This is a genomic window from Isoptericola sp. NPDC057191 (assembly GCF_042670225.1).
GTDB lineage: Bacteria > Actinomycetota > Actinomycetes > Actinomycetales > Cellulomonadaceae > Isoptericola.
This window is the reverse complement of the sequence record NZ_JBHUWC010000087.1, coordinates 1-16,153: the sequence shown is the minus strand read 5'-3', so window position 1 is coordinate 16,153 and position 16,153 is coordinate 1. Positions and strand designations below refer to the sequence as shown.

Annotated in this window: 16 protein-coding genes and 1 riboswitch; of the genes, 6 read left to right on the top strand and 10 right to left on the bottom strand. The window is 76.0% G+C overall.

Annotation, left to right across the window (positions count from 1 at the left end; translation table 11 throughout):
* Positions 1–135 precede the first annotated feature (135 nt).
* Positions 136–1,065, top strand: a complete 930-nt coding sequence (locus tag ACFT55_RS12175) for a sulfite exporter TauE/SafE family protein (RefSeq protein ID WP_380244098.1) — start codon at positions 136–138, stop codon at positions 1,063–1,065.
* Between the two features lie 163 nt (positions 1,066–1,228).
* On the top strand, positions 1,229–2,014 hold the full coding sequence (locus ACFT55_RS12170; RefSeq protein WP_380244097.1) for a PAS domain-containing protein: 786 nt from the start codon (positions 1,229–1,231) through the stop codon (positions 2,012–2,014).
* Between the two features lie 8 nt (positions 2,015–2,022).
* Here ACFT55_RS12170 and ACFT55_RS12165 read toward each other — a convergent pair whose 3' ends face one another.
* Positions 2,023–2,310, bottom strand: a complete 288-nt coding sequence (locus ACFT55_RS12165; protein WP_380244096.1) for a DUF4235 domain-containing protein — start codon at positions 2,308–2,310, stop codon at positions 2,023–2,025.
* A 120-nt stretch (positions 2,311–2,430) separates the two neighbouring features.
* Positions 2,431–2,534, top strand: a riboswitch (TPP riboswitch).
* Between the two features lie 71 nt (positions 2,535–2,605).
* On the opposite strand from ACFT55_RS12165, the gene ACFT55_RS12160 reads away from it, so the two are divergent.
* Genes ACFT55_RS12160 through ACFT55_RS12150 form a run of 3 tightly spaced genes read left to right on the top strand, consistent with a single transcriptional unit; the run spans position 2,606 to position 6,197 of the window.
* Complete coding sequence (locus ACFT55_RS12160) at positions 2,606–3,691, top strand: thiamine ABC transporter substrate binding subunit (RefSeq protein ID WP_380244095.1); 1,086 nt, start codon at positions 2,606–2,608, stop codon at positions 3,689–3,691.
* Positions 3,667–5,394: an ABC transporter permease gene (locus ACFT55_RS12155; protein ID WP_380244094.1), complete on the top strand. Its 1,728-nt coding sequence runs from the start codon at positions 3,667–3,669 to the stop codon at positions 5,392–5,394. Before ACFT55_RS12160 ends, ACFT55_RS12155 begins: the two co-directional genes overlap by 25 nt.
* Positions 5,394–6,197 (top strand): ABC transporter ATP-binding protein, encoded by an 804-nt coding sequence (locus tag ACFT55_RS12150; RefSeq protein ID WP_380244093.1) that lies wholly within the window; start codon positions 5,394–5,396, stop codon positions 6,195–6,197. The genes ACFT55_RS12155 and ACFT55_RS12150 overlap by 1 nt, the downstream gene beginning before the upstream one ends.
* Before the next feature lie 40 nt (positions 6,198–6,237).
* Here ACFT55_RS12150 and ACFT55_RS12145 read toward each other — a convergent pair whose 3' ends face one another.
* Both ACFT55_RS12145 and ACFT55_RS12140 read right to left on the bottom strand, forming a co-directional pair.
* Complete coding sequence (locus ACFT55_RS12145; RefSeq protein ID WP_380244092.1) at positions 6,238–6,939, bottom strand: response regulator; 702 nt, start codon at positions 6,937–6,939, stop codon at positions 6,238–6,240.
* Positions 6,936–8,195 carry a sensor histidine kinase gene (locus ACFT55_RS12140; protein WP_380244091.1) on the bottom strand — a complete coding sequence of 420 codons (1,260 nt, stop codon included), beginning with the start codon at positions 8,193–8,195 and terminating at the stop codon, positions 6,936–6,938. The genes ACFT55_RS12145 and ACFT55_RS12140 overlap by 4 nt, the downstream gene beginning before the upstream one ends.
* Before the next feature lie 165 nt (positions 8,196–8,360).
* On the opposite strand from ACFT55_RS12140, the gene ACFT55_RS12135 reads away from it, so the two are divergent.
* Positions 8,361–8,846, top strand: a complete 486-nt coding sequence (locus tag ACFT55_RS12135) for a DUF6069 family protein (RefSeq protein ID WP_380244090.1) — start codon at positions 8,361–8,363, stop codon at positions 8,844–8,846.
* On the opposite strand, the gene ACFT55_RS12130 is transcribed toward ACFT55_RS12135, so the two are convergent.
* From ACFT55_RS12130 to ACFT55_RS12100, 7 genes are all read right to left on the bottom strand, one after another.
* On the bottom strand, positions 8,797–9,948 hold the full coding sequence (locus ACFT55_RS12130; protein WP_380244089.1) for a PrsW family intramembrane metalloprotease: 1,152 nt from the start codon (positions 9,946–9,948) through the stop codon (positions 8,797–8,799). The two genes, ACFT55_RS12135 and ACFT55_RS12130, sit on opposite strands and share 50 nt — an antisense overlap.
* A 71-nt stretch (positions 9,949–10,019) precedes the next feature.
* Positions 10,020–11,630 carry a SpoIIE family protein phosphatase gene (locus ACFT55_RS12125; protein ID WP_380244088.1) on the bottom strand — a complete coding sequence of 537 codons (1,611 nt, stop codon included), beginning with the start codon at positions 11,628–11,630 and terminating at the stop codon, positions 10,020–10,022.
* Positions 11,627–13,381 carry an ATP-binding protein gene (locus tag ACFT55_RS12120; RefSeq protein ID WP_380244087.1) on the bottom strand — a complete coding sequence of 585 codons (1,755 nt, stop codon included), beginning with the start codon at positions 13,379–13,381 and terminating at the stop codon, positions 11,627–11,629. The genes ACFT55_RS12125 and ACFT55_RS12120 overlap by 4 nt, the downstream gene beginning before the upstream one ends.
* A complete protein-coding gene (locus ACFT55_RS12115) occupies positions 13,378–14,418 on the bottom strand; it encodes an ATP-binding protein (RefSeq protein WP_380244086.1) in 1,041 nt (346 codons plus the stop codon). The genes ACFT55_RS12120 and ACFT55_RS12115 overlap by 4 nt, the downstream gene beginning before the upstream one ends.
* The gene (locus ACFT55_RS12110; RefSeq protein WP_380244085.1) at positions 14,415–14,834 is read right to left on the bottom strand and encodes an anti-sigma regulatory factor; all 420 of its coding nucleotides are present in this window, start codon (positions 14,832–14,834) and stop codon (positions 14,415–14,417) included. Before ACFT55_RS12110 ends, ACFT55_RS12115 begins: the two co-directional genes overlap by 4 nt.
* Positions 14,831–15,235 (bottom strand): STAS domain-containing protein, encoded by a 405-nt coding sequence (locus ACFT55_RS12105; protein ID WP_380244084.1) that lies wholly within the window; start codon positions 15,233–15,235, stop codon positions 14,831–14,833. Before ACFT55_RS12105 ends, ACFT55_RS12110 begins: the two co-directional genes overlap by 4 nt.
* Positions 15,232–16,065 (bottom strand): STAS domain-containing protein, encoded by an 834-nt coding sequence (locus ACFT55_RS12100; RefSeq protein ID WP_380244083.1) that lies wholly within the window; start codon positions 16,063–16,065, stop codon positions 15,232–15,234. Before ACFT55_RS12100 ends, ACFT55_RS12105 begins: the two co-directional genes overlap by 4 nt.
* Positions 16,066–16,153 lie beyond the last annotated feature (88 nt).

The following is a 16,153-nucleotide window of genomic DNA, read 5'->3' as shown; positions in this document are numbered from 1 at the left end:
CCCTCGACCGCCGCCGCGGTCGAGGGCGCGTCCGTCTGCAACTCGTCCACCGATACCGTTGAATCCGATAGGACCGATCGGGTAAGTTCTGTCTGTCGCGGCAGAACCACTGCCGCCTCGACGGAGGGAACACCCGTGCGGACTCTCGTCCTGCTCGCTCTCGTGGGCCTCGGCGCACAGCTCGTCGACGGCAGCCTGGGCATGGCCTACGGCGTGACCTCGACGACGCTGCTGCTCGCCATCGGCACCAACCCGGCGGCTGCGTCCGCGACCGTCCACCTCGCGGAGGTCGGCACGACGCTCGCGTCCGGCGCCTCCCACTGGCGCTTCGGCAACGTGGACTGGAAGGTCGTCCTGAAGATCGGCATCCCGGGTGCGGTCGGCGCCTTCGCGGGCGCGACCTTCCTCTCCTGGCTCTCGACCGAGATCGCCAAGCCGCTGATGTCCCTCCTGCTGCTCGGGCTCGGCCTGTACGTGCTGCTGCGGTTCACGCTGCGCGGCCTGCGCACGGACCGCCTCGGCCAGCCGCTGCGCAAGCGGTTCCTCACCCCGCTGGGCCTCGTGGCCGGCTTCATGGACGCCACGGGCGGCGGCGGCTGGGGCCCGGTCGGCACGCCCGCCATCCTCGCCAGCGGCCGGATGGAGCCGCGCAAGGTCATCGGCTCGATCGACACCAGCGAGTTCTTCGTGGCCGTCGCCGCGAGCCTCGGCTTCCTGTTCGGCCTCGGCACGGCGGGGATCGACCCGTCCTGGGCGCTCGCGCTGCTGGTCGGCGGCCTCATCGCGGCCCCGATCGCCGCGTGGCTCGTCCGGCTCGTGCCGCCGCGCGTCCTCGGCTCCGCGGTCGGCGGCATCATCGTGCTCACCAACGTGCGCACCCTGCTGAGCCTCGACTCCTTCCCGGTGGACGCCGGCGTGCGCTCGCTGGTCCTGGGGATCATCGCCGCCGGCTGGGCCGCGGCCGTCGTGTACTCGTTCCGTCAGCACCGCAAGGCGCTGGCCGAGGAGGCCGCGGAGGGCGACGTGACCGTCACGCAGGCAGCCGCCCCCACGCCCGCCGTCTGACGTCCTGCCGACCCGCGCCCCTGCGGCCGCCGCCCCGACCTCCGGGGGCGCCGGCCGCAGGGGCGTCGTCGCGTGCGGTGGCGCCGTCGCCCCGTCCCGGTACCGTGGTGAGGCCAGGAGAACTGCGCGCCGGACCCAGCTGCACGGCACTGGGAGGTGAGCCATGTCGTTGCCCAGCACGCCGCACGATCCCCCGCGCCGCGAGCTCGTCGCCCTCGCGGAGCTGCTCGGCGCGGGCAGCCAGCTGCTCGTGGGCCAGTACCGCGTCGAGGTCGCCACGGGGGCGTGGTGGTGGTCGGACGAGGTCTACCGCATCTTCGGGCGGGAGCCCGGCAGGATCGAGCCCGGGCCCGAGGTGCTCCGCGCGCACCTGCACCCCGACGACCGTGAGCGGCTGTCCCGCACGGCGGCGGTGGCGCTCGGCACCGGCCGGCCCTTTGCAGGCGGCCACCGCGTGGTCGACGACCACGGGCGCACCCACTCGGTCGTCGTCACCGGGCAGGCGCGGCACGGGCCCGACGGCGCGTCGTCGCAGCTGGTCGGGTACGTCATCGACACCAGCCCCGTGGTGCGGGACGCGCTCGAGCGCGAGGCGCACCGCGCCGTCTCGCGCGCCTTCGTCGCCGCCGCGGCCTCCGAGCAGGCCAAGGGCGCGATCATGGCGGTCTGCGGCGTCGACGAGTCGGTGGCCACCGAGGTGCTCGGGGACGTCGGTGCCCAGGTGGGCGTCTCCGCCCAGTCGGCGGGGGAGCAGGTGATGAAGGAGCTCACGCGGCCCGTCAGCGACCGCGACTCCGCGCTCACCGCCGCCGAGGTGCTCCGGTCCGCCCCGCCCGCCCAGGACGCGGCGGACCGGCTGAGCCACGCCCTCGCCGCAGTGCGACCGGTGGAGCGGCCCCACGGCCACGACGCGCAGCTCGCCCGCCGGCGGCCGCGCGCGAGCCGCTGAGCGCGGCGTCAGCGACCGAAGCGGGCGGCCGCGCGGACCGCGCCCTTGCGCGCGAGCCGCTTCGCCAGCACCGCGACGCCACCTGAGACGGCGGCGAACGTGACGGCCTGGATCACGGAGATCTCGTCGTCGTCGATGTTCGTGGGAGCGACGCTGCCCGTCGTCCGCTCCCAGACCACCCCGATCAGCTTCTGCGCGACCCATCCGGCGCCGATCGTCAGCACCACCGTGCCGACCTTCACGCCCAGCGGCTGCTCGGTGTCCTTCACGTGCTCTCCCTCGGTCGTCCCCGGCATGGCCGGAGGGTGGTCGTGCGGCGTCCACGGCCCGGCGAGGGCGTCGTGGCACGTCAGGCATGTCACACCCTGGGGCGCGGACAGGACCACGGTAGCGCGGCACCGGTGTGTAGGCTCGTGCTGATACGACAGGGGAGCGCCACCGGCGCTGAGAGTGCGGAACGCCGCAGACCCTCGAACCTGATCCGGTTAGCACCGGTGGAGGAAGTCGGGAATCTCGTTCCCTGCGGGAGGCCGCACCACGACGGTGCCGGACGCCCGCAGGACCCCCTTCTCGCACGCTGAGGAGGACAGCATGACCCACAGGACCACGCGGACGACCGCGGCCCTCGCCGCGCTCGCGCTGCTGCCGCTGCTCGCGGCCTGCGGCGCCGACGGGGCCACCGGCACCGGCAGCAGCGGCGGCGACGCGGCGGGCGACCCCGGCACGGTGACGCTCGTGACGCACGACTCGTTCGCCGTGTCGGACGACGTCCTGGCCGCGTTCGAGAAGAAGTCCGGCCTCACCGTCAAGCAGGTCGCGCCCGGAGACGCGGGCACCCTCGTCAACCAGCTCGTGCTCACCAAGGACGCTCCGCTGGGCGACGCCGTCTTCGGCGTGGACAACACGTACGCGACGCGCGCCGTCGACGCCGGGGTCTTCGAGCGGTACCAGCCGACCGACCTCGACCCGCAGGTGGCCGCCTACGCCCCGGACGACCTCGCAGGCACGCTCACCCCCGTGGACGTCGGCGACGTGTGCCTGAACCTCGACGACGGCTGGTTCAAGGACCACGACGTCACGCCGCCCGCCACGCTCGAGGACCTCACGGAGCCGGAGTACCGGGACCTCACGGTCGTCACCAACCCCGCGACGTCGTCGCCCGGGCTCGCGTTCCTGCTCGCGACGATCGGGGCCTTCGGCACCGACGGCTGGCAGGACTACTGGGCCGGCCTGCGCGACAACGGCGTCAAGGTCGCGGAGAGCTGGGAGGACGCGTACTACGTGGACTTCTCCGGCGCGGGCGAGGGCGGCACGCGGCCGATCGCGCTGTCGTACGCCACCTCGCCGGCGTTCACCGTGAGCGACGACGGCACGTCCTCCACGACGAGCGCGATGCTCGACACCTGCTTCCGCCAGGTCGAGTACGCGGGCGTGCTCACGGGCGCGGCGAACCCGGAGGGCGCGAAGAAGCTGGTCGACTTCCTGACCACGGGCACGTTCCAGGCCGACGTCCCCGGCCAGATGTACATGTACCCGGCGGACCCGGACGTGCCGCTGCCCGCCGACTGGCAGCGGTTCGCGCCCCTGGCCGACAAGCCGTTCGAGGTGGCGCCGGCCGACGTCGCCGCGCACCGTGACGAGTGGATCGAGCAGTGGACGGCGACGGTCGTCGGCTGACGCGCGGCGTCCGCGCGAGCCGGTGGGGCGCCTGGCTCGGGTGGGGCGCCGCCGTCGTCCTGCCGCTGGGGTTCCTCGCCGTCTTCTTCGCGTGGCCGGTGGTGTCGCTCGTCCTGCAGGGGTTCTTCACCGACACCCCGGCGGGCCGGGTGCTCGACCTGTCCGGCTTCGCCGACGTGCTGTCGCAGCCGCGCACCTGGCGCATCGTCGGTCAGACGCTGGCGCAGGCCGTCACCGGCACGCTCCTGTCGGTGCTGCTCGGCCTGCCCGGCGCCTACGTGCTGTACCGCTGCCGGTTCCCGGGGCGCACGCTCGTGCGCGGCCTGGTGACGGTCCCGTTCGTGCTGCCCAGCGTGGTCGTGGGCGTCGCGTTCCGCGCGCTGTTCGCACCCGGCGGCGTGCTCGGGTGGGCCGGGCTGGAGGAGAGCTTCGCCGGCATCGTCCTGGCGCTCGTCTTCTTCAACTACGCGGTCGTCGTGCGGACGGTCGGCGGGATGTGGGAGCGCCTCGACCCGCGCGCCGAGCAGGCGGCCCGCGCTCTCGGCGCCACGCCCTGGCGGGCCTTCCGCACCGTGACCCTGCCCGCCCTCGGCCCCGCGATCGCATCGGCCGCCGCGGTGGTGTTCCTGTTCTGCGCGACGGCGTTCGGCGTCGTCCTCGTCCTCGGCGGGCTGCGGTACGGCACGATCGAGACGGAGATCTGGATCCGCACCACCCAGTTCCTCGACCTGCGCTCCGCGGCGGTGCTGTCGGTGCTGCAGCTCGTCGTGGTCGCCGGCGCCCTGCTGGTCAGCTCCCGCGCCCGGGCGCGCCGGGAACGCGCGCTGCACCTCACCAGCGACCGCGTCTCCGCGCACCGGCTGCGGCTGCGCGCGGGCGCCGACCTGCTGCCCGCGCTCGTCACCCTCGTCGTGGTGGCAGGGCTGCTCGTGCTCCCGATGGCCGGCCTCGTCACCCGCTCCCTGCGCACCGGCGACGGGGCCTGGAGCCTCGCGAACTACGCGGCCCTGGGCACCACCGGCGGCCGCAACGCCCTGACGGTCACGGTGTGGGAGGCGCTCGGCAACTCGCTGCGCACGGCCGCCTGGGCCGCGGCGATCGCCGTCGTCGTGGGCGGGCTCGTGGCCCTCGTCGTGTCACGCCGCCCGCGACGGGCCGGCCTGCGGCGCGCCGTCGGCGTGCTCGACGCCGCGTTCATGCTGCCGCTCGGCGTCTCCGCGGTCACCGTCGGGTTCGGCTTCCTCATCACGCTGGACCGGCCGCTGGGGCTCGACGTCGACCTGCGCACGTCCGGCGCGCTCGTGCCGATCGCGCAGGCCGTCGTCGCGATCCCGCTGGTCGTGCGCACGATGCTGCCGGTGCTGCGCGCCATCGACCCGCGCCTGCGCGAGGCGGCCGCCACCCTGGGGGCGGCGCCCGGACGCGTGCTGCGGTCCGTCGACGGCCCGCTGGGCGCACGCTCGCTCGGCCTCGCGATCGGGTTCGCGTTCGCCGTCTCGCTGGGGGAGTTCGGCGCGACGTCGTTCCTCGCCCGCCCCGAGACGGCGACGCTGCCCGTCGTGATCTTCCGCCTGATCGGCCGGCCCGGGGCCGAGAACTACGGGATGGCGCTCGCGGCGTCCGTGGTGCTGGCCGTCCTCACCGCGACCGTCATGATGGTGGCCGAGCGCCTGCGGGGCGACCGGCCGGGAGGGGAGTTCTGATGGAGCAGGCCCGCGAGACGACCGGGCTCGCCGTCCGCGACGCCGTCGTCCGGTACGGCGGCACGCGCCGCCGGCCAGGGGCGGTCGCCGTCGACGGGGTGTCCCTCGACGTCGCCGCCGGCGAGATCGTGGCCCTGCTCGGGCCGAGCGGCTGCGGCAAGTCGTCGCTGCTGCGCGCGGTCGCGGGCCTGGAGCCGCTGGCGGGCGGCTCCGTCGCGTTCGACGGCGTGGACCTCGCGGGCGTGCCCGTGCACCGGCGCGGCTTCGGACTGCTCTTCCAGGACGGCCAGCTGTTCCCGCACCGGGACGTGGCGCGCAACGTGGCCTACGGGCTCGAGACGCAGGGCGTGCCCCGCGCCGAGCGGGCCGAGCGGGTCGCCGCGCTCCTCGCGGAGGTCGGGCTGGACGGCTACCAGCAGCGGTCCGTCGCGACCCTCTCCGGCGGGGAGAAGCAGCGGGTCGCGCTGGCCCGCTCCCTCGCCCCCCGCCCGCGGCTGCTGCTGCTCGACGAGCCGTTGTCCGCCCTCGACCGGCGGTTGCGCGAACGCCTCGCCGTCGACGTCCGCGACACCCTGCGGGCCACCGGCACCACCGCCGTGTTCGTCACGCACGACCACGACGAGGCGTTCACCGTCGCCGACCGGGTCGCGGTCATGGACGCCGGGCGGCTGCTCCAGGTCGACGCCCCCGACGTGCTGCTGCGCGCACCGGCCAGCGACCGGGTGGCGGAGTTCCTCGGGCTCGCGGCCGACCCGGCTGCGCGGACGACCGCGGTGACGAGCGGGACGGGACGCGACGGCTGACGAGCGCGCCAGCGAGCCGGAGGGTTCCCTGTGGGGGGCTTCACGCCTCCCCGGCGTCGTGCACCAGCAGCGCGACCTGGGTGCGGTTCTCCAGCCCGAGCTTGTCGAGCACGCTCGACACGTGCGCCTTCACGGTCGGCACGCTGAGGTAGAGGCGGCCGGCGATGTCGGCGTTCGACGCCCCGCGGCCGAGCTCGACGGCGACGTCGCGCTCGCGCGCCGTGAGGGCGTCCAGCGCGGCCCGAGCCTGGTCGCGGGCACCGTCCGACCCGGCGACCGCCGCCATGAGCCGACGCGCCACGTCCGGCGCGAGGACGGGCTCGCCCGCGGCCGCCGCGTGCACTGCGGCGGCGATGCGGGCCGGCGGCATGTCCTTGAGCAGGTAGCCCACGGCGCCCGCACGCAGCGCCCCGCCGACCTCCTCCGCCGTGTCGAACGTCGTCAGCACGACCACGGCCGGCGGGGACGGGCGCGCCCGCACGCGCCGCGTGGCGGTGATGCCGTCCACGCCGGGCATGCGCAGGTCCATCAGCACGACGTCGGCGGGGTGCGCGTCCAGGACACCGGGAACCTCCGCCCCGTCCGCCGCCTCCGCCACGACCCGCACCCCGTGCGCGCCGTCGAGCATGAGCCGCAGGCCCGCCCGCACCAGCGCGTCGTCGTCCACCAGGACGAGCCGGACGGGCGCGGGGTGCGGGGCGTCGGGCGGGGTCGCGGGGCCGGGCTCCGGCGTCGTCGTCACACGTCCCACGGTAGCCACGCCTCGACCACGAAGCCGCCCGCTCCGTCGTGCACGTCGTGCGGCCCGGCGTCGAGCGTGCCGCCCAGCAGCGTGGCGCGCTCGCGCAGGCCGACCAGGCCCGTGCCCGTGCCGGTGCCCGCCGGAGACGCGGCGCCCGCCGCGGCGCCGTCGTCCGCCACCCGGACCCGGACCTCGCCCGGCCCGCACGCGACCGTCACCCGCACGGCAGCGCCGGGCGCGTGCCGGCGCGCGTTCGTGAGCCCCTCCTGGACCACCCGGAACACCGCCGTCGCGACCGCGGCGGGCGGGACGGCGTCGGGGGACGACCCGCCCGTGCGCTCGTAGGCCACGGAGGTCCCGGCGGCCCGGGAGTCGTCCACCAGCCGGCGCACGTCGTCCAGGCGCGGCACCGGGCCGAGGTCGTCCGGGCCGGCGCGCAGCAGGCGGATCACCTGACGCAGGTCCTCCAGGGCGTCGCTCACGCCGGCACGCACCCGGCCGGCGGCGGCCGCGAGCTGCGCCGGGTCCGCGTCGGGCCGGTACTCCAGGGCGCCCGCCGTGGCTGCCAGGAGCGACAGGCGGTGCGCGAGGGTGTCGTGCATCTCGCGGGCGATCCGGGTGCGCTCGGCGGTCCGCGCCTCGGCGACGTGCTGCTCCGCCTCGGCCTCCGCGCGGCGCGCACGATCGCGCAAGGACCACAGGACGAGCGCGCGCTCGCGGCCGTACGCGCCCCAGCCGAGGAGCGCCGCGTGCACGGCGGCGTCGCACAGCAGCCACCAGCCCAGCGGCAGGCTCACCGGACGCCACAGCGCCTGCACGGCGTGCCCCAGGAACCCCGCGCCCGCCACCCAGGCCGCCGTGCGGACCGGGTACCAGCGCGCCACCTGCAGCGTGCCGACCGTCGCGGCCGGGGTCGCGGCCCCCGAGACCGCGGCGAGCGCGGCGAGCGCGAAGGCGGCGACCACGCTGCGCCGGGTGAAGAGCAGAGGGACCAGCGCGACCGCCACGACACCCACGACGACGTCCACCCCCGCCGGCACCAGGACCGTCAGGGTCCCGGTACCGCGGACCGGCGGGGCGCCCGCGACGGCCGCGGTGGTGGCGGCCGTCAGTGCGGCGACCAGCGCCCACGCCGCGACGAGGATGCCGCGCGGCGCGGGAGGCGGCCCCTGAGCGGGCGGCGGGCACGGGGCGTACGCCGCCATGGGGCCGGGGCGCGCCAGGGTCGGGCTCGGGGTGGTGCCGGTGCTGCTCATGACCGGGACGCTACGGCGGTCGGCGCCCGGGCCGACACCGACCAAAGTCGGGGGTGCTCCCGCCCGACGGCGCGACGACGACCGACCCCGGCAGGGCGCGCGGCGGGCGGTCCGGGCGGGAGCGTCGTCGTGTCGGCAGGGTGCCGGCGCCGAGGAGGGGACGACATGGACGCGACGACGGGAACGACCGACGGTACGAGCAGGGGCCGGACGGCGCAGGGCGGTCGCGGCCGGCCTGCCGGGCGCACGTGGCGCGACCGCGCGTGGTGGAACCGCCCGCGGGCCGTGGTGGTCGGTGCCGTGCTGACCGGGGCGGTGGTCTACCTCGCCGGGACGCTCGCCGGCGTCGACCCGCAGGTGCGGGCCGGTGCGGGCACCCTGGAGGTGACCGTCTCCATGGTCATCGCCGTGAGCCTCACGGCGGCGCTCGGCGGGTGGGGTGTCCGGGCGCTCCTGCTGCGGCGCCCGGGCGGAGGCCGCACGACCTGGCTGGTGCTCAGCGGCGCGGTCCTGCTGGTCTCGCTGCTGGGGCCGCTGGGGGCGGCGAACCCCGGCGCGGTGGTGCTGCTCCAGCTGGAGCACCTCACCGTGGGCGGCGTGATCATGCTGGGCCTGCGGGCGGTGGAGCCGCGGGCCGCCAGAACGGCGTGACGGCGGCCCGCGCGGCGTGCATCAGCACGAGCAGGGGGTCACGGCGGAGCTCGAACGCGGGCCGGTCGATCAGCCCGCGTTCGAGCCTGCGGTGCAGCATGGCGAGCTCGGTCGCCGCCTGCTGGTAGTCGCGCAGGGCGCGGGCCGGCCCCGGCCCGCCCGCGGCGCGCACCTGCGCGCGGGCCGCCCTGCGTGCGGGCAGGGACGCGAGCATGGCGAGGTCGGCGCCGGTGACGACGCCCGCCGCGCGGTACGGCGGCAGGTACCGGCCGATCGTCGCGACGGTGCGGGCGCGGTCGACGCGCACCACGGCGAGGAGACCGACCAGGACGGCGAGGCCCAGGCCGTACGCGCCGACGACGGCGTCGGTGCCGAGCGCCGCGGCACCGTTCCACAGGGCGTGGTACGCGACCGCGCCGAGCAGGCCGAGCAGGACCGGGACCACCCGCCGCAGGCCGGGGGCGGCGAGCGCGGCCGTCGCCACGCCGACCCCCGTGAGCGAGGTGCACAGCGGGTGCACCAGGGGGGTCGCGATGCCGCGGACGACGAACGTGGCGGCCAGCGCGTCCGGTCCGGCGACGGTGTAGTAGTGGATGTTCTCGACCGTGGCGAAGCCGAGGCCCACCATCGAGCCGTAGATGATCCCGTCGGTCGGCCCGTCGATCTCGTGCCGCCGGAACCAGAGCATCCCCACCAGCACCAGGCCCTTGAGGGTCTCCTCGACGAGCGGCGCGCCGAGCACCGCCGTCACGACGAGCCCCTCCTCGGGCCCGAGCAGCGGCGCCCACAGCAGCGTGAGCCCGGCCGTGTTGAGGACCATCGCGAGCAGCACCGCGACGCCCGCGCCCCACAGGAAGGACAGGACGAGCGCGTCGGGCGGCTCGGGCTCCAGCCGGTCGAGGGACAGCACGCCGGCGAGCAGGAGCGGCAGGGGCAGCAGGGCGAGCAGCAGGCCCTGGACGAAGGTGGGCCCCTCGGAGGCCGTCACGGCGAGCGCGACGACGAGGCACAGGGACGACACCGCGATCACGACGATGGCGCCCACGGGCGGGCGACCGGGCGGCCGCCCGGCGAGGATCGCCTTCGGGTCGAGCGCTGCCATGGCCCTCGATCCTAGAGCCCGCCCGCGTCGGCGGACGGGTGGGGGTGTCGTCAGGCGGCAGGCGGCAGGCGTCAGGCGCCCGGCGCCGTGGGGGACGGGGTGCCGAGGCGCACGACGACCACGGCCACGTCGTCCTCGCGTCCGGCGTCGTCGAAGGCGTCCACCAGGCGGCCGCACGCCTCGGCGGGGTCGAGCGCGGCGAGCGTGGCGGCCGTGTCGACGAGCTCGCGCATGCCGACGCGCAGGGCACGGTCGCGGCGCTCGACGAGCCCGTCGGTGACGAGCACGAGGAGGTCGCCGGGGCCGAGCCGGTCGTGCCGGGCGGGTCGCGCGTCGGGGCTCGTCAGCCCGAGCAGGCGGGCGGGCGACTTCTGCGCGACCACCGTCCCGTCGGCGCGGACCACGAGGGGCGGCAGGTGGCCGGCGTCCGTCATCTCGACCGAGCCGTCGGCGGGGTCGATGAGGCAGACGCAGACCGTCGCGAGCTCGGGGTGGTCCAGCTGCAGGGAGCCGTTGGTCAGGTCGAGGGCGCGCGCGGCGTCGTGCCCCTCGCGCAGGTAGGCGCGGAGGGTGAGGCGGACCTCGGCCATGACGGTGGCCGCGCGCAGCGAGTGGCCCTGGACGTCCCCGATCACGACGGCGACGCGGCCGTCGGGCAGGTCGAACGCGTCGTAGAAGTCGCCGCCGACGTCGAGGCGAGCGTCCGAGGCGTCGTACCGTGCGGCGATCTCCAGCCCGCCGCGCACCGTGAGGCCTGACGGCAGGAGCCGGCGCTGCAGCGCCATCGCGATGCGGTGCTCCTCGGAGAAGGTCCGCAGGTTGGCGAGGGCGACGGTGATGGCCTCGGTGAAGCGTTCGGCGACCTCGCGCTCCTCCGTCGTCGGGACGCTCTCGGCGCCGTCGACCTGGAGCGCCAGGCCGCCCACGAGCGACCCCTCGGCGTCGCGGAGCCAGACCGTCCACCAGGAGGCGCGCTGCACCCCCGCCTGCGCGAGGAGGGGGACCCAGTGCTCGGGCACCTCGTCGGGACCGAAGGTGGCCGACGAGACCGGGCCGGGCGGCAGGACCGGGACGGTGCCGCGGCCGCGCACCAGCGGGGCGTCGGGTGCCGCGCACACCGAGCGGACGACGGTCTGCGGGTCGACGACCACCATCGCGACCGCGGGGCGTCCGAGCACCGTGCACGCGCCCTGGGCGACCAGGTCGGCCAGCAGGTCCTGCGTCTGCGCCTGGTGCAGGGGGGCGAGCGCGTCGGCGAGCGCCTCGAAGCGGCGGGCGGTCCGGCCCGCGCCGCGCTGGGCGTCGCGTGCGCGGCACAGGGCGCCCACGGTGGCGAGGAACTCGTCACGGTCGAGCGGCTCGGGGAGGTAGGCGTCGGCGCCCCCTTCGAGGCCGGCGGTGCGGGCCGCGGCGTCGATGGACGTGGCGGACACGTGCAGCACGGGCACGTGGGCCGTGCGGTCGTCCGCCTTGATGCGGCGGCAGACCTCCGACCCGGTGAGGTCGGGCAGGTTCACGTCGAGGACGACGGCGTCGGTGGAGGGGCTGACGAGGTCCAGCGCGTCGGCGCCGGTGCCCGCCTCCACGACGCCGAATCCCGCGCCGCGGAGCCAGGCGGCCATGACGTAGCGGTGCGCGCGCGTGTCGTCCACGACGAGGACGGTGCGGTCGTCGTGCGTCATCGTGCCTCCCCGACCTGGTCGCGGAGCGCCTGCACGAGCGCGTCCCGGTCGAGCGTCGCCTTCGGCAGGAAGGTGGCCGGGGGCTCGGGTCCGGGCTGCTCGGGGCTGGCCCCGCTCGACATGAGCGCGACCGCCAGGTGCGGGTGCTCGGCCCGCAGGCGGGCGAGCAGGGTCACGCCGTCGAGGCCCGGCATGCGCACGTCCACCACCGCCGCGTCGGCGGGGGCGTCGCGCAGCAGCGCGAGAGCGTGGCCGCCGTCGTGGGCCACGCTGACCCGCTCGGCGTCCTCGCGCAGGAGGCCGGCGACGAAGGCTCCGTAGGCGCGGTCGTCGTCGACGACGAGCACGTGGCCGAGGCCGGTGCCCGTGCCGGGGCGCTGGGGTCGTGCGGGCGGGGCGGGCGGCGGCTCGGGTGCGCCGCTCGGCGCGGCGGGCAGGACGACGGTGAACGTGCTGCCGAGGTCGGGCACGGAGCTCGCGGTGAGGGACCCGCCGAGGGCCTCGGAGGTGCGGCGGGCGTACGGCAGTCCCAGGCCCGTGCCGCGGACGGTGGGCTGGAGGCGGTTCGGCACCTGGACGAACTCCTCGAAGACGGACTCCAGGTGCTCGGGGCCGATCCCGAGGCCGGTGTCCTCCACGACGAACCGGACGGTGTCGCCCTCGGCGCGGGCGTCGAGCCGCACGGCGCCCCGCTCGGTGAACTTCACGGCGTTGGTCAGGAGGTTCCGCAGCACGCGGGCCACGAGGCGCCGGTCGCTCACGAGCGCCAGGCCCGGCGTGCCCTCGACGACGAGCTCGACCCCCTCGCGCACCAGGGGGAGCGTGGTGCCGCGCAGCTCGTCGAGCAGCTCCTGCACGTCGATCGGGGCGGGGTCCACGTCCTGGTGGCCGGCCTCCGCCCGTGCAAGGTCGAGCAGCTCGTCGACCAGGGCGAGGAGGGTGGCGGCGCTGTCGCGCACGAACTCCACCTGCTCGGCCTGGTCCCGGGACAGCGTCGAGGCCTGCAGCAGGGAGGACAGCCCGATGATGGAGTTCACCGGGCTCCGCAGCTCGTGGCTGACGTTGCGCAGGAAGCGGGACTTCGCCTCGTTCGCGGCCGCCAGCTCGCGGCTGCGTTCGTCGAGCTCGGCGTACAGGGCGACGACCCCGGTGTTGGTCTCCTCCAGCTCCGCGGAGAGCTGGTGGTACATCGCGAGCACGCCGCGGTTGGTCTCCTCCAGCTCCGCGTTGAGCCGGCGCAGGTCCTCCTGCTGGGCCATCAGCTCGTCGTGCGTGCGCAGGAGCTCCGCGTTCTGCACCCGCAGCTCGTCGAGCGCGTCGGCGCCGTAGCCGGCCGTGATGCGGCGGCGCAGCGTCTCGGTGGTCGCGGCGTCGGTGCGGGCCGTGAGGGGGAGCTCGACGACGAGGCCGGCGTGGCGCCCGTCGGCGTCGAGGACGACCTCGTCGACGAGTCGTCGTGCCGCCGGGACGCCGCCGTCCGCCGCGCTGCCCGTCGCGGGCAGGGCGGCGGCCGAGGTCAGGTCGGCGAACAGGACGGGCCGGGGGCCTCGTTCGAGGCGGATGACGACGTCCGCCGGCCCGAGGGCGACGGCGGCACGACCGACCTCGGAGAGCGCCGTCGCGAACCGGACCTGGGTGTGGACGTCCAGCCCGAGCCCGCGCGCGATCTCCCGGCCGGCGCGCCGTACGGCGAGCAGGTCGGTGTCGCCCTCGAGCCGGGTGGTCAGGAGCGAGGTTCCGGGTGCGCTCATGAGGTTCCTCCTACCGGGAGGACGACGACGCACGCGTCGTCCCGCCGCACGGCGAGGTCACGCATCAGCACGCCGGCGACGACCAGGGGGTGGCGTGCGGCGAGACCGGGGTAGTCGCGGACGCTCCCGCGGTCCGTCAGGCCGTCGGAGTGCAGGACCAGCAGGTCGCCGGCGTCGAGCGGCACGGTGACCTCGCGGACGGCGCGGGCGTGCGTGCCGGCGATGCCGGGCTGGCTCATGAGGCTGCGGGTCTTGCCGCTGCCCTGGACGGTGCCGGCGATGTTGCCGAGCCCGACGTGCCGCAGCGTCCCCTGCTCCGCGCGGGAGACGGAGACGGCGGCGCCGCGGGTGCCGCCGAGCGCGCCGTGCACCCGTTCGAGCAGCACGGCGGGGGCGGCGGGCGGCGCGTCGAGGAACGCGCGGACGGCCGCCCGGGACGCCGCGGCGGCCAGGGGGCCGTGGCCGAGGCCGTCGGCGACGAGGACCGTCGTCGTGCCGTCGTCCTCCCGCAGGGCGAACGCGTCCCCGCAGACGACCTGCCCCGTCATGGGTCGTGTCAGCCCGGCCCCGGCGCGGGGGTCCGGTTCGGCGCCCGGCGACGCCAGGGTGGCGGCCACCACCGTGCCCTGCCCGGGCGCGGACCAGGCGTCCCACGTCGACGTGAGGCGCGGCAGGGTGCCGAGCCCGATGCCGAGCGTGCCCCGCGAGGACACGCCGTCGCGCATCGCGGCGGTGAGGTCGCGCATGCCGGGACCGGAGTCGACGGCGAGGATCTCGAGCGCGGCGTGCCCGTCCCAGCGGCGGACGCGCAGCAGCACGGAGCCGGAGCGGGCGTGCCGGGACTGGTTGGACGCCAGCTCGGACACCACCAGGCCCGCCTCGGCAGAGCGCACCTCGCCCAGCCCGAGGCTCGCGGCCGCCGTCGTCGCGGCCCGGCGCACCGCACCGACCGCGGACGGGTGGTCGACGGTGTGCCAGACGCCGGCGTCGAGAGCGACCGCGGCGTCGGGCGCGGGCGGGCCCGACGAGGAGGTCATCGCGACCAGGTCGCGATCTCGACCCGGGTCCCTGCGCCCGGTGCGGTGTCGATCGAGAACTGCTCCACGAGGCGTCGCGAGCCGGACAGGCCGAGGCCGAGCCCGCCGCCGCTGGTCCACCCGTCCGTGAGGGCGAGGTCGAGGTCCGCGATCCCGGGGCCATGGTCGGAGAAGACGGCGCGCACGCCGGAGCGCCTGCCGTCGGACACGAGCTCGACCTCGACCTCGCCGCCGCCGCCGTAGACCAGGGTGTTGCGGGCCAGCTCGCTCGCGGCCGTCACCAGCTTGGTCTGGTCCACGAGGGAGAGCCGCGCCTGCTGGGCGACCGTCCGGACGAGCTGACGGACGCGGACGACGTCCGAGTCGGCCTGGACCTGGAGACGTTCCGTCGACGTGGCCGGAGGCGCCGTCGTCATCTCGCCTCGCGCTCGGCGGCCGCGAGCAGGATGCTCTCGGCCGACTCCTGCGCCGGGGCGAGCATCGCGAGGCCCCGCTCCACGTCGAGCGCGGTCCGCACCCCTCCGAGCGAGAGGCCCAGCTCGACCATGGTGATCGCCACGGCGGGCCGCATGCCCACGACCACGGTCTGGGCGTCGAGGACGCCGGAGATCGCGGCGACGGACGCGAGCATCCGCCCGATGAAGCTGTCGACGATCTCCAGGCCCGAGATGTCGATGACGACGCCACGCGCGCCGGTGCGCGTGATCCGCTCGGCCAGGTCCTCCTGGAGCTGGAGCGCGGTGTCGTCCTGGAGGTCGATCTGGATCGACACGAGCAGCGTCGAACCGATCTTCAGGATGGGGACGGCGTCGCTCACGCGGTCACCTCGGTGGGCGAGCGGCGACCCTCCCGCAGCGCGTCGACCAGGGCGTCCGCGAGCGTCGCGCGCGTGCGGATGTCGCCGAACTCGATCCCGAGGGCGACGATGGTCTGGGCGATCTGGGGGCGGATGCCGCTGATCGTGCACTCGGCGCCCATGAGGCGCGCCGCGACGACCGTCTTCAGCAGGTGCTGGGCGACCTGCGTGTCCACCGCCGGCACACCGGTGATGTCGATGATGGCCTGCGTGCTGCCCGTCTCGACGAGGGTGTTGAGCAGCTTCTCCATGACGACCTGGGTGCGGGCCGAGTCGAGCGTCCCGACGAGGGGGACGGCCACGATGCCCTCCCAGAGCTTGACGACGGGCGTCGACAGCTCGAGGAGCTGCTCGGCCTGCTCGGCGATGATGCCCTCACGGGCGGCGGCGAACGTCTCGAAGGTGAAAAGCCCCAGCTCGTCCACCAGGCGCAGGAGCGGCACCACCTCGGTCGGCACGCCGGGCGTGTCACCCAGGGCGTAGAGCCCCTCCTTCAGCGCGAACACGCCCACGGCGGTCTCGCGCGGCGAGAAGCCGAGCCGGGCCCGCGCGGCGGAGACGTCGGCGAGGATGCCGCGCAGCTGGTCGAAGGCCTCGGCCTCCGCCTGGATGCCGCCGGCCCGCAGGCCGTCGACGAGGGCGTCGTAGATGTCGGACTGCTCGCGCTCGAGCTCGCCGCGGGTGGTGCGTCCGCGCAGCTCGTGGACGGCGGCGTCGAGCCAGGCGGAACGCACCGTCTCGGCGTGGTCGACGAGGGTCTGGGCCAGGGTGGCCGGCGCGACAGCGGGCATCGCGGAATCCTTCCGGATGGGGGTGCGGCCGTGTGCTCGACCGTCGCTCAGTGTACGCAGCGGCGGGCGCGGCGCCGCACCCGTGTGC